The 11671-nt window shown below is 60.6% G+C and carries 15 protein-coding genes and 1 pseudogene; 13 read left to right on the forward strand and 3 right to left on the reverse strand.

The window, feature by feature from the left end:
• The first annotated feature begins 24 nt into the window (after positions 1-24).
• The gene (locus tag GA829_RS37335) at positions 25-162 is read left to right on the forward strand and encodes a hypothetical protein (protein ID WP_308462345.1); all 138 of its coding nucleotides are present in this window, start codon (positions 25-27) and stop codon (positions 160-162) included.
• A 3-nt stretch (positions 163-165) separates the two neighbouring features.
• On the opposite strand, the pseudogene GA829_RS21305 reads toward GA829_RS37335, so the two are convergent.
• A pseudogene (locus GA829_RS21305) lies at positions 166-868 on the reverse strand (Crp/Fnr family transcriptional regulator).
• A 148-nt stretch (positions 869-1016) separates the two neighbouring features.
• Between GA829_RS21305 and GA829_RS21310 the strand changes: the two are divergent.
• Positions 1017-1454, forward strand: coding sequence for a pseudoazurin (locus tag GA829_RS21310; RefSeq protein WP_127259130.1), 438 nt, complete (start codon positions 1017-1019; stop codon positions 1452-1454).
• Between the two features lie 96 nt (positions 1455-1550).
• Entirely contained in the window at positions 1551-2723 is a 1173-nt protein-coding gene (locus GA829_RS21315; protein WP_195174634.1) for an NnrS family protein, read from the forward strand.
• Positions 2724-2781: 58 nt separating this feature from the next.
• Here GA829_RS21315 and GA829_RS21320 read toward each other — a convergent pair whose 3' ends face one another.
• Complete coding sequence (locus GA829_RS21320) at positions 2782-3120, reverse strand: SUMF1/EgtB/PvdO family nonheme iron enzyme (protein WP_195179756.1); 339 nt, start codon at positions 3118-3120, stop codon at positions 2782-2784.
• Positions 3121-3517: 397 nt separating this feature from the next.
• Complete coding sequence (gene nirK / locus GA829_RS21325; RefSeq protein WP_195179757.1) at positions 3518-4615, reverse strand: copper-containing nitrite reductase; 1098 nt, start codon at positions 4613-4615, stop codon at positions 3518-3520.
• A gap of 181 nt (positions 4616-4796) precedes the next feature.
• On the opposite strand from nirK, the gene GA829_RS36760 reads away from it, so the two are divergent.
• From GA829_RS36760 to GA829_RS21370, 10 genes are all read left to right on the forward strand, one after another.
• Positions 4797-4925, forward strand: a complete 129-nt coding sequence (locus tag GA829_RS36760) for a hypothetical protein (protein WP_258051810.1) — start codon at positions 4797-4799, stop codon at positions 4923-4925.
• A 102-nt stretch (positions 4926-5027) separates the two neighbouring features.
• The gene (locus GA829_RS21330; protein WP_258052353.1) at positions 5028-5441 is read left to right on the forward strand and encodes a pseudoazurin; all 414 of its coding nucleotides are present in this window, start codon (positions 5028-5030) and stop codon (positions 5439-5441) included.
• A 223-nt stretch (positions 5442-5664) separates the two neighbouring features.
• On the forward strand, positions 5665-6537 hold the full coding sequence (locus GA829_RS21335; RefSeq protein ID WP_195174636.1) for an SUMF1/EgtB/PvdO family nonheme iron enzyme: 873 nt from the start codon (positions 5665-5667) through the stop codon (positions 6535-6537).
• A 61-nt stretch (positions 6538-6598) separates the two neighbouring features.
• The gene (locus tag GA829_RS36765; RefSeq protein ID WP_258051811.1) at positions 6599-6778 is read left to right on the forward strand and encodes a globin family protein; all 180 of its coding nucleotides are present in this window, start codon (positions 6599-6601) and stop codon (positions 6776-6778) included.
• A 385-nt stretch (positions 6779-7163) separates the two neighbouring features.
• Positions 7164-8816, forward strand: a complete 1653-nt coding sequence (gene ccoN / locus GA829_RS21345) for a cytochrome-c oxidase, cbb3-type subunit I (RefSeq protein ID WP_195174637.1) — start codon at positions 7164-7166, stop codon at positions 8814-8816.
• Positions 8817-8821: 5 nt separating this feature from the next.
• Complete coding sequence (gene ccoO / locus GA829_RS21350; RefSeq protein WP_195174638.1) at positions 8822-9562, forward strand: cytochrome-c oxidase, cbb3-type subunit II; 741 nt, start codon at positions 8822-8824, stop codon at positions 9560-9562.
• Positions 9559-9729 carry a cbb3-type cytochrome c oxidase subunit 3 gene (locus GA829_RS21355; RefSeq protein ID WP_195174639.1) on the forward strand — a complete coding sequence of 57 codons (171 nt, stop codon included), beginning with the start codon at positions 9559-9561 and terminating at the stop codon, positions 9727-9729. The genes ccoO and GA829_RS21355 overlap by 4 nt, the downstream gene beginning before the upstream one ends.
• Positions 9720-10601, forward strand: coding sequence for a cytochrome-c oxidase, cbb3-type subunit III (gene ccoP, locus GA829_RS21360; RefSeq protein ID WP_195174640.1), 882 nt, complete (start codon positions 9720-9722; stop codon positions 10599-10601). Before GA829_RS21355 ends, ccoP begins: the two co-directional genes overlap by 10 nt.
• Positions 10598-10816 carry a hypothetical protein gene (locus GA829_RS21365; RefSeq protein WP_258051812.1) on the forward strand — a complete coding sequence of 73 codons (219 nt, stop codon included), beginning with the start codon at positions 10598-10600 and terminating at the stop codon, positions 10814-10816. Before ccoP ends, GA829_RS21365 begins: the two co-directional genes overlap by 4 nt.
• A 46-nt stretch (positions 10817-10862) precedes the next feature.
• On the forward strand, positions 10863-11669 hold the full coding sequence (locus GA829_RS21370) for a DUF2189 domain-containing protein (protein WP_195174641.1): 807 nt from the start codon (positions 10863-10865) through the stop codon (positions 11667-11669).
• Positions 11670-11671 lie beyond the last annotated feature (2 nt).

Raw genomic sequence — 11671 nt, forward strand, 5'->3', positions numbered from 1 at the left:
AAATGGCCGGCAACGGTGGCGGTGATGCTGAGACACAAGATGCTCTGCGTCGGCTGTCCGATCGGCACATTCCATACAGTAACCGAGGCGTGCCGGGAACATCGGATCGATGAGGGCGACTTTCTGGTCGAACTCGAAGCGGCCGTTCGAGGAAAATGGTGACGGTCAGCCCTTGTCCCGGTTCTCGGCCAGAACCACAAGGCGATGCGCATCCTTGACCGTGACTTTCTGGCGCCCGCTGAGGATTATTCCGTTGTCTTTCCACTTGCTGGAGCAGGCGGCTGACCGTGTGCAGTGTCGTCCCCGTCATCTCGGCGATGTCTTGCCTTGAGATCGGGAAATCGATTTCGATGCCGCTGTCGGTCTTGCGGCCGGTCTGGTTTGCCAGCCGCAATAGTGCATGCGCGACCCGCTGCTCCACCTGTTCCGTGGACATCTCGACCACCCGCGTCTGGGTCTCCTGCAGCCTGGTTCCAACCGTCTTGTATGTGGTTGCCCCAAACACCGGGAACCGGCGCGCCAGTTCCGCCCATAGAGCATTGGCCCAGGCCAGCACCACGCAATCCACCGCCGCGACAGCGCTGGCGGGGTAGGTCGTCCGGCCTAGCGCTGCGGCGACGCCAAAGATCTCGCCTTCGCTTATGTATCTCGCGATGACCTGCTGTCCGTCAGGCGTGGTGCGGACCACCCGTATGTGCCCGGCGATCAGCACGAAGAAGGAATGGGCCTCGGCTTCCTGCTCGAAGATCGTTGAGTCCTTGGCATAGCGTGACGATCGAGCGCCTCTGAGAAGCTCGCTTTGCTCTTTGGGCGCCATCCCCTGAAAAAGGGGCAGCCGCGATATCAGCGATCGGTCCAGCGCAACCAAGCGAATTTCCTCAGAACCCTTCCGCGTCAATCGTGCGGGAGCCCTTTCTTATCCCGAGTTTGCGCCAGCGCAAATTGTCCTCTGCCGCATCAGGCTAAATGGGCATGGAACGGCGCAACGCCGCGAAGACGAAACAAAGGACAAATCGATGAAACTCTCCATCCTCGCTGCCGCAATCTCCCTCCTCGCGCTCGCCGGCGGTGCAAGTGCGGAAGAGCACGTGGTGCAAATGCTCAACAAGGGCGAAAAGGGCGCCATGGTTTTCCAGCCGGCCTTCGTCAAGGCAGCACCTGGCGACACCGTCAAGTTCGTCCCCACCGACAAGACCCACGACGCCGAGTCGATTAAGGGTATGCTTCCGGATGGCGCTGAGCCTTTCAAGGGCAAGCCCAGCGAGGAAATCACCGTTACGCTGACGAAGGAGGGCGTTTACGGCGTCAAATGCGCGCCCCATTACGGCATGGGGATGGTCGCGCTCATCGTTGTCGGCAAGCCGGTCAATCTCGATGCCGCCAAGGCGGTCAAGCATCCTGGCAAGGCAAAAACGGTGTTCGCCGACCTGTTCACCCAGGTTCCGGCCAACTGACCACCATACAGTCTGCCTGCCGTAAGGGGGCGGGGCACGGGCCAGACGGACCGAGGGCGGCGGTTCATCCGGCCCTTTTCATTTGAGGATGCAGTCATGGCAGTTTCACGCCTGCGGAGCTATTCCGGACCTGCGGTTCTCTCCTATGGATTCAGGCCCTTCTTCCTCCTCGGGCCGCTGTATGCCGCGCTCTCCATTCTACTCTGGCTGCCGATGTATGCAGGCGAGCTTGTTGTCCACAGTGCGTTTGCCCCGGTCGACTGGCATATCCACGAGATGCTGTTCGGCTATCTGCCGGCGATCGTTACCGGGTTCCTGCTCACCGCCATCCCTAACTGGACGGGCCGGCTGCCCGTGCAGGGACTGCCCTTGCTGGCGCTGGTTGTCCTGTGGCTTGCTGGCCGCGCCTCTGTCTTCTTCTCGGCGGATATCGGCTGGCAAGCCGCCGCCGTGATTGATGGCGCCTTTCTGCTTGCGGTCGCCGCGGCGGCGGCACACGAAATCGTCGCGGGACGGAACTGGCGTAATCTCAAGGTGCTGCTGCCGCTTGCAGTCCTGGCTGGCGCCAACGGCGCGTTCCACATCGAGGCGCACCTTCAAGGCACATCCGACAGCCGCAGGCTCGGCATGGCAGCGGCGATCATGCTCATCTCGCTGATCGGTGGGCGCATCATTCCGAGCTTCACGCGCAACTGGCTCGTCCGCGAAAATCCTGGCAGGCTGCCCGCTCCATTCGACCGTTTTGACATTGCATCGCTAGCCATCTCAGCCGTCGCGCTGGGAGCATGGTCGTTCGCCCCCGACAACAGTGTCTCAGGAATGCTTATGGCCGTCGCCGCAATCTGCCAGACGTGCCGTCTGTCGCGCTGGGCTGGCGAGCGCACATTGCGGGATCCGCTCGTGCTTGTACTCCATCTTGCATATGCCTTTGTGCCGGTTGGTCTCGCCCTCGTCTCGGCATCGATCTTCTTCCCTGATGCCGTACCAGCAGCGGCGGGACTTCACGCGCTCGGAACGGGTGCGGTCGGCGCGATGACGCTTGCCGTGATGACCCGCGCAACGCTCGGGCACACCGGGCGGGCGCTCAAGGCTGGAACAGGCGCCTTGTTTATCTTCGTAGCCGTCCTTCTCGCGGGATCATCGAGAATCCTGGCCGCCTTCGTCCCCGTTGGCGTGATGATCGACATTGCCGGCGCCGCCTGGGTGGCGGCATTTGCAGGCTTCGTCCTAGTCTACGGCAACGCATTGATGACACCAAAGGCGCGGTGAGCCGGCGGGGAGAGCCGGCGACCGTCGAAACGCGAATGGAGCAGCCACTCCATATTCATCAGACAATGCCGAGGTAGCGGAGGATACGGTTCACCCATCCTCGCTGGTCCCGGACCAGCCTGAATCCCAGATTGTCGGGATGCGTGCCAACGGCACAGCCGCCGCTCTTTCCATCGCTGACGAAGTTCGACATATAGGCTCTGTGAAGTCCTTCTTTGGACGCCGCAATTGTCGACCGACTCGCAACACCGCTTCCATCGGCAGCCAACGTGGTGCGGACATAGCAGGTCGAGGTCCACTCCCAGACGTTACCAGAAAAGTCGGCGAGGCCCAGGGAATTCAAACCAAAAGAGCCACGGCTCCTGGGCAACGGGTCCGGTTTGCGACTGAGGTCCACCTCGGCCTGTAGCTGGTGAGCCAACGGCTGGCACAGCTATTTCCATCAGCATCGCGCGTGTCCCCTCTGCCGTTGGCTGACAGCGGCCAGCCTCGACACAGGTCTTATAGACGGTCGCGCTACTTGATAGGTCATGATCTCGGCAGGCGATCAGTTGCCGTTACGGGAGTGCCTTCCGGGCGTTCGTCTTTCAGGAACTCGCCGGTCTTCGGATGATCGAACCGGGAAGAAGGAAAAGCGCACAAGCAACCTTGAGGCAGCGCGGGTTCTCAATGAAGTCACGCGCCCAAAATGCGTTGCCGGATTGATGCCAAGACATTTAATCATCGCGACAAACCTGTCGGGCCAAACGCATTCGGCAGCGGACTAAATAAACTCTACCTCCCAAGCATTGGCTTCAGGCGGGTATCGGCCCAGGGGCGCTGACCTGCTTCATCAGGTCGTCGTTCCAGTCGCCTTCCACCGTGAAATGCGCTGTGGCGCCGAGAATCACCGCTTCGATCAGATTGTGGTTGACGTATGCATAGATACCCGGCTGACGGAACTTGTAGAGCGCCGCGGCCGCTGAACCGCCGCGCACGAACCAGGTTTCGAGGTTCTTTGCCGGTGGATTATCGAACTTGCCCTGCTCCCAAACATGATCTCCATGCCCTCCGATGAGGTGCGGGCGGCTGTCCCGGTTGGCTTGTGAATGGACAATAAGGACGGTTTCTCCAACCTTTGCCGCCATGGCCTTGTCGCCGGTGAGCGCCCCAGCCGCGCCATTGAAAACCACATGGGAGGGAACGAGCTTGGTCATCACCTCCATGATTTCCTCATAACCGTCGCCGGGGGACGCATAGGATTTGAACACGCCTTTGCTGTCGCGAGGCAGGTAGAAATCCTGCTCGCCTATATAATAGATGCGGTCGTACCGCAGGGAATTGCCGGCTTCATCCTTGAGGCCTTCGCGCGGCAGTACCATTATGGCGCCGTTCATTCCGGAGACGACGTGCCAGGGGATCATCGGGCCGCCTGGCGCGCAATGATAGACGAATACACCGGCACGCGTCGCCTTGAAGCGCAGAACTGTCTGCTCGCCCGGATTGATGAGGGTCAAAGCGCCGCCCCCGAGACCTCCGGTGGCGGCATGGAAGTCGATATTATGCTGCATCGCGTTGGTGTCCGGATTGACCAGCGTCAGTTCGACATAGTCGCCCTCGTGCACCACCATCAACGGGCCCGGCACGGTGCCATTAAAGGTCATGGCTGGATAAGTGGTGCCGTCCTGGTCGATGACCAGCGGCTTTTCCTCTATGACCAGGCGGAACTCCTTTATCCCGGGTGTCGCCTTGGTCGCCTGCTCATGAGGGTGCACGAAGGGAGGGTCCACCAGCGCCACCTTTTCGCGCTGCATGCTGGCAAGGTCGGGTGCGGGGCCGTCGACCTGAGCTTCCGCCGCCTTGGCCGCCATCCCGTCAGAACTCGACGCCAGCACTGTTGCCCCCGTCAGCATGGCCGTTCCCATCATGAATTGCCGGCGGCTGGCATGCATAAACTCAGTCATCGTCGATCTCCGTTGCCCTTGGCCGCGATTGGCCGTCGAATTCCGATGCATAAAGGCTCAAGGTGATGTGGTCTTTGATCTACCTCAAAGACGACGTGCAACCGCCTTGCTAGGAAGCCACCATCAGGCCTTGAGCATTGGCCTTCTCGAAGGGAGATCCTCGACGATGAAGACGATCATCACTGCCGGGGCGGCCGTGTCGCTCCGTGGACGCGCTCCGGCACCGGAGGCCTTCTTCGTACTCACCAAGACCGCCTGACGCGTGCTTCACAACGCCGGGCGCCGCGCGTGCTCCGGCGAACTCACAATGGAGGAAATATTGAACAAGTTCGCACAATTCGCCTTTCTCGCCAGCGGACTCATGCTCGCGGCTCCCGCGTCCGCCGCAGACTACGAGGTGCAGATGGTAAACCAGGGGCCAGGCGGCCAACTCATGCATTTCGAGCCAGCATTCGTCAGCGTCATGCCAGGCGACACCGTCACCTTCCTGCCGACCGACAAGGGCCATAACTCGGAATCAATCCTGGATATGACACCGGACGGCGGTTCCAGTTGGAAGGGAAGGACGAACGAGAAGATTACCGTGACCTTTACCGTACCGGGGTTATACGGGTTCAAGTGCCAACCGCATTTCGCCATGGGGATGGTGGGCCTCATTGAGGTTGGTCACGACACCGAAAACCTCAATGCTCTTGTCGGGGTTCGGCTTCCGCCGCGCGCACAAGCGCGCATGTTCGAGTTGTTCGCCAAGACTATTCGCGGTGAAACAAAATAGCGGCAGATCGTCCGTTAGCTCGATTTTCCGGTAATTCACGTCCCTTTCGCCGGTAGCAGAATAGCTAGGTGGCGATGCGCAAATGCTGCATTTCACCATGGGATGACGACCTGACAAAACAGGCCGAAGCTCAAGGGCTATTACGTCTTCGTTACGAGGATCCGATCCTGAACGCGTTTTGTGGAATCTCCGCGAGGGCGGGTTCACGCACTGGACAGATGCCATGGCTTTCAATCCCATCGTCGCCCTTGGAGGCATCGCGGTCGCTGCGCTGATCGTCATGGGTGCGATCACAACGATTGACTGGTTCTCCGCGACCGAACGCCAACCGTTGGCGATCGTCGAACTGGTAACGCTTGCGCCCGGATCGTTTCGCCATCCGCAGCCAGGCGAATTCATGAGCCAGAGCCACCCCATTGCGGCGCCGTTGATCCTGGCAACGGTCGGTGTTCCCTTGGAAATCATGAAATACCAGGTGAGCAGATCGGAATACGGACGTTGCGTGACGGCCGGCGCCTGCAAACCTGCCGACAGCGCGGGCGACGGGAATTTTCCCGTTACCGGCGTAAGCCACATCGATGCCGAAGCCTATGCGGCCTGGTTCTCGGTCCAGATGGGCGCGAGATGGCGGCTGCCGACAGACGCGGAATGGGCCTATGCAGCCGGCGAACGTTTTCGAAGCGACATCGAGGGCGGCGCCACCGATCCGAATAATCCGGCGCTGCGCTGGCTCGCCCAATATCGTATCGAGGCTGCCCTCGGGCGGGTTTCCGATCCCGAGCCTAGATTTCGAGGAGCTTTTGGGATCAACTCAAAGGGCTTGGCGGACGTTGCCAGCAATGTCTGGGAATGGACATCGACCTGCTATGTCCACGCGACGGTAGCCGCCGACGGCATCAGCATTGCCAGTTCGATCGACAATTGCGGCGTGCACGTCGTCGAAGGCTTCCACCGCACCTACATGTCGAACTTCATCCGCGATGGGAAGAGTGGCGGCTGCTCGGTTGGCACTCCGCCCGACAATCTTGGTTTCCGTCTTGTCCACGAACACCTCAATATCCTGCGCGTCACTCTACTGAGGCTTGGGGTTTCTTGACTTTGGACGCCGCTCGCTACGGTGGGAGGCACGAAGAAACATACTCGCCGAAAGACCCGACATGAGCGCGTTCTCTTCCGACCCGGCGCGACCAACGGCCGAACTGTCTCGCGCCGATCCCGCGGTCGACCGGAAGAGCATTGGCGCGGCGGTCGGCGAATTCTACTTCAGACTGCGCAACAATGAGCGGCTCGGGCCGATCTTCGCGCGGGGTCACCAGCGACTGGGAGCCGCATCTTGAGAATATGGCCGACTTCTGATGCTCCGTCATTCTCAAGACCGGCGACTATCACTGACGCCCGGTGCCGCTGAAACTTGGAATGTGACCGTGGCCGATTTCGACATCTGGGTCGGCCTGTTTGCCGAGACAGCCGCCAACGACTTTGCCCCGGAAACGGCTGCGGTGTTTCCTGATCGAGCTGAACGCATCGCGAAAAGCCTTTAGCTGCCAATGTTCTTTCGCCTTCCGGTTCACCGGGGCAACTGAGCTTGACCTTGTCAGGCGCGCCCCGCTAGAAACGCGTGCAATCAGCTTGGAGTTTGCGCCAGATCAAATCCAGCGCCGCGCAGCCATGCGAAAACCTAAAGACGATTTCGCCCCGACGGGCATCTAACGGTGGACGCATATGCTCGCTCAACTCACATCCGGCGAACGGCAACTTTCTCTTGTCGTGCTCATCCTCATGGCCGTCGTGGGGCTGGCTATGGCGGCTGCTGGTCGTGGCGACCCGATCGCGGTGCATGGCTTCATCATATTCGCCGCAAGCATTGCGATGATCTTCTTTGTGCTTTCGGCACTTTACGCCCCGGAACCCTCCGCTGAACGTCTGGATCACTACTATGACGACCCGAGCAAGGTGGGCGTCATCCTCACCATGATCTGGGCCATGGTCGGGATGTTCTTCGGTCTTTGGGTGGCGAGCCTGCTGGCATGGCCGGATCTGACCTTCGATGCGGCCTGGGCAAGTTTCGGGCGCTTGCGGCCGGTTCATACAAGCGGGGTGATCTTCGGCTTCGGCGGCAATGCGCTGATCGCCACGTCTTTCCACGTGCTGCAGCGGACCTCGCGCGCCCGGCTGCCCGACCAGTTCAGCCCGTGGTTCGTGCTGATTGGCTACAATCTGTTCTGCGTCATCGCCGCCACCGGCTACTTCATGGGCGTCACGCAGTCGAAGGAATATGCGGAACCGGAATGGTACGCCGATATCTGGCTTGTCATCGTCTGGGTGGTGTATTTCGCCATCTACATCCGCACACTGGCTCGCCGTAAGGAGCCGCATATCTATGTCGCCAACTGGTATTACATGGCCTTCATACTGGTCGTGGCGGTGCTCCATATCGTCAACAATCTTGCCGTGCCCGTGTCGTTCGGCCACGCCAAGAGCTATTCGGCCTTCTCCGGCGTCCAGGATGCGATGACCCAGTGGTGGTACGGTCACAACGCCGTGGCGTTCTTCCTCACCTCCGGCTTCCTCGGAATGATGTATTACTACCTGCCGAAGCGGGCCGGCCGGCCGATCTATTCCTACCGGCTGTCGATCATCAGCTTTTGGGGCATTACGTTCATGTACATGTGGGCCGGGTCACACCACCTGCATTACACGGCGTTGCCCCAATGGGTCCAAACGCTGGGGATGACGTTCTCGTTGGCTCTCCTGGTGCCATCGTGGGCCTCGGCGGGAAATGCGCTCGCGACCCTGAACGGTGCCTGGCACAAGGTGCGTGACGACGCCACGCTGCGTTTCATGATGGCGGCGGCGGTCTTCTACGGTCTGACCACCTTTGAGGGATCGTTCATGGCGATCCGTCCGGTCAATGCGCTGTCCCACTATACCGACTGGACCATTGGCCACGTCCATGCCGGTGCCTTGGGTTGGGTGGCGCTGATCACCTTCGGCTCGCTCTACGTGCTGGTTCCAGCCCTGTGGAAGCGCGAGCGGATGTACTCGGCCAGCCTGATCGAGGTGCACTTCTGGTTAGCGATCTCGGGAACGGTCATCTACGTCTTCGCCATGTGGAATTCCGGCATCCTGCAAGGCTTGATGTGGCGGACCTACAACGAAAGCGGAACGCTTAGCTATTCCTTCATCGAATCCATGGTCGCGATGCATCCCTATTACATCGCGCGCGCCTTTGGCGGGCTGCTGTTTCTGCTCGGTGCCATCACCGGCTCCTACAACATGCTGATGACGATCCGTGGCCATTCGCAAGCCGCGCTGCAACCGGGCGATGACACGCCGCAGCGCCGTCTGACGCCTGTCGCACAGCCGGCGGAGTGAGGATCATGCCCGAGTTCCATCGCAAAATCGAACGCAGCGCCATCGGCTTCGTCCTTGCCATCGTCGTCGTCTCCAGCATCGGCGGCTTCGTGGAAATCGCTCCGCTGTTCACCATCGACAACACGGTCGAGAACGCGCCGGACATGCGGGTCTACACCCCGCTGGAGCAGGCCGGCCGCAACATCTACATGCGCGAAGGTTGCTACGCCTGCCATTCGCAAATGATCCGGACATTGCGCGACGAAGTAGAACGCTACGGTCCTTACTCGCTCGCCGTTGAATCGAAATACGATCATCCGATGTTGTGGGGATCAAAGCGCACGGGCCCGGATCTGGCCCGCATCGGCGGAAAATATTCCGACGCCTGGCAGGTCGCCCACCTGATCAATCCGCGAGCGGTGGTTCCGGAATCGATCATGCCCAAATTTGGCTGGCTGCGCGACAATCCGCTGCGCATCGAGGATCTCGGCGAGCATCTAACCGCTCTCCGGAAGGTCGGTGTCCCTTACACCGACGACATGATCGCCAACGCGACACAGGATGCGCTCGGCCAGACCGCACCGGACGGTGATTTCGCCGCCGGCGTTATCAAACGCTACGGGCAAGCAACTCAGGTCAGGGCCTTTGACGGCAATCCGGCGACCGTTACCGAAATGGATGCGCTGGTCGCCTATCTGCAGATCCTTGGCCACCTGACCGGCGCCGCCCAGGCCGAGGTTGTCGTCCAGCCGGAGGACGGCGAATGAGCTGGGAACACGAAGCCGTCGTCGGCTTCTCCAAAAGCTGGGGCCTTTTCTATCTGATCGCGATGGCAGTTGGCGTTCTCGTCTATACGTTCTGGCCGTCGAACAAGAAGCGGTTTGAAAGGGCGAAAGACAGCATTCTCGACGGAGATGACAAGCCATGGAAATAGGCGAGCGCGATCCCGTCACGGGACAGGTCACGACCGGTCATGAGTGGAATGGCATCAAGGAACTCTACACGCCGGTGCCACGCATCGTGTTTTTCTTCCTGGCCGTCACCATCCTTTTTGCCGTCTGCTACTGGGTCCTCATGCCCGCCTGGCCACTCGGCAGGACCTACACCAAGGGCCTGCTTGGCGTTGACCAGAAGACCAGCGTCGACCGCCTGGTAAAGGACGCGACGCTGGAGCGTTCCGCCTGGACGCAAAAGATCGATCAAATGGATTTTGCGGCAATTCAGGCCGACCCGGAGATGATGAAGATCGTCGGCGAAACCGGCCACACGCTGTTTGGCGACAATTGCGCGGCCTGCCACGGGACTAAAGCCACGGGCGGTCCCGGGTTTCCCAACCTCACCGCCGGCGTCTGGCTCTGGGGTGGCGCGCCGGAAACAATCTTTGAAACCCTGCGGATCGGCATCAACTCGACCCATCCCGAAACACGGACCTCGCAAATGCTGGCCTTCGGCCGGGAAGGGGTGCTGGACAGCAACCAACTTGCGGACGTTGTCACTTATGTCCGCTCTCTGGGCGGCACCACCGATGGCCGGGGTGCCGATCCGCAAAGCATTGCTGCCGGACAAGAGGTGTTCAAACAGAACTGCGTCGCCTGCCATGGTGATGATGCCAAAGGTAAACTCGACCTCGGTACGCCTGACCTGACGGACAGCAACTGGATCTATGGCGGCGACCTTCAGTCAGTCACCACGACAGTCTTCGACGGCCGGCAGGGCATCATGCCTACTTGGGAGCAGCGCCTCACCGCGACCCAGCGCAAGATACTCGCGCTCTATGTGCTTTCTCTGCGGGAGGAGGGGCAGTGAGCCAGGATTCCGTTCTGCCGCGGAGGGCCCGCCCGCGTTCCCGTTCGCGAATTGCCGCGCTCATTCTGGTCACGGCGGGGTTGGCGCTGGTCGCCGCCGCCAATCTCCATCTGGTGTACGTGTCCTTCACCTCGCAAGCCGACTGCGTGCCGCATTTGAAGGAACCCGGTGACACCACAACAAATGGCTACGCCGCGGCCAGCTCTTCGTGCTGACGCTCGACATGCACGGCCTGACGAAACGGCAGGAAGGACCATGGCAATGAGTGATCTCAATCTGGCCAATGGCGAAGAATTCGTCCGCGTCGGATCGCGCAACAGAGGTTTCCCGGTCAAGGCTGCGTTCGGTTGGCTGCGCGCCGGCTGGCACGACTTCATATCGGCACCCATCCCCAGTCTCGCTTATGGGCTGGCCGTCTTTGCCGTGTCCGCGGGGATCGTCGGTGGGCTTTTCCTGTTTCGGCTCGATTACATCCTGTTTCCGGCAACCGCCGCGTTCCTGGTGGTCGGCCCGCTTATAGCGGTCGGCCTCTATGAAAAGAGCCGGTCGCTGGAACTGGGCGGATCAGTCTCTCTCGCCAGAATGATCTTCGTGCGGCCGGCCTCCGGCGCCCAGGTACTTTTCGTCGGTTTCATCATGCTCGGCCTCGCGCTGCTATGGATGCGTGCCGCCGTCATCATCTTTGCCCTGTTCTTCGGCTGGCGGCCGTTTCCCGGTCTTGACCATCTGGCGCCGATGCTTTTCACCACTCCGATCGGCTGGGCAATGCTGGCCGTCGGTACTGTGGTTGGCGGCGTGTTCGCCGCGTTCTCGTTCGCCATCAGCGCCTTTTCGATCCCGATGCTGCTCGACCAGCGGACGGACGCCTTTACCGCGATGGGCACCAGCATTTCGCTGGTCTGGAACAATCGTCCAGTGATGATCGCCTGGGGTGCAATCGTGCTTTTGCTGACGCTTCTCGGTCTTGCCACCGGGCTGTTAGGGCTGATCATCACCTTTCCGCTGCTCGGGCATGCGACGTGGCATGCCTACAGGGCGATCTCCACCCAGCCAGGGCAGAAGGCATAGGG

This window comes from Mesorhizobium sp. INR15 (assembly GCF_015500075.1).
In the GTDB taxonomy this organism is placed as follows: Bacteria; Pseudomonadota; Alphaproteobacteria; order Rhizobiales; family Rhizobiaceae; genus Mesorhizobium.

Bases quoted from the DNA above. Each gene is read 5' to 3' on its own strand.
- GA829_RS21315 (WP_195174634.1), top strand. From the start codon at position 1,551: ATGGCAGTTTCACGCCTGCGGAGCTATTCCGGACCTGCGGTTCTCTCC.
- GA829_RS21335 (WP_195174636.1), top strand. From the start codon at position 5,665: ATGGCTTTCAATCCCATCGTCGCCCTTGGAGGCATCGCGGTCGCTGCG.
- ccoO (WP_195174638.1), top strand. From the start codon at position 8,822: ATGCCCGAGTTCCATCGCAAAATCGAACGCAGCGCCATCGGCTTCGTC.
- ccoN (WP_195174637.1), top strand. From the start codon at position 7,164: ATGCTCGCTCAACTCACATCCGGCGAACGGCAACTTTCTCTTGTCGTG.
- ccoP (WP_195174640.1), top strand. From the start codon at position 9,720: ATGGAAATAGGCGAGCGCGATCCCGTCACGGGACAGGTCACGACCGGT.
- nirK (WP_195179757.1), bottom strand. From the start codon at position 4,615: ATGCTGACGGGGGCAACAGTGCTGGCGTCGAGTTCTGACGGGATGGCG.
- GA829_RS36765 (WP_258051811.1), top strand. From the start codon at position 6,599: ATGAGCGCGTTCTCTTCCGACCCGGCGCGACCAACGGCCGAACTGTCT.
- GA829_RS21355 (WP_195174639.1), top strand. From the start codon at position 9,559: ATGAGCTGGGAACACGAAGCCGTCGTCGGCTTCTCCAAAAGCTGGGGC.
- GA829_RS21310 (WP_127259130.1), top strand. From the start codon at position 1,017: ATGAAACTCTCCATCCTCGCTGCCGCAATCTCCCTCCTCGCGCTCGCC.
- GA829_RS21330 (WP_258052353.1), top strand. From the start codon at position 5,028: ATGCTCGCGGCTCCCGCGTCCGCCGCAGACTACGAGGTGCAGATGGTA.
- GA829_RS21370 (WP_195174641.1), top strand. From the start codon at position 10,863: ATGAGTGATCTCAATCTGGCCAATGGCGAAGAATTCGTCCGCGTCGGA.
- GA829_RS37335 (WP_308462345.1), top strand. From the start codon at position 25: ATGCTGAGACACAAGATGCTCTGCGTCGGCTGTCCGATCGGCACATTC.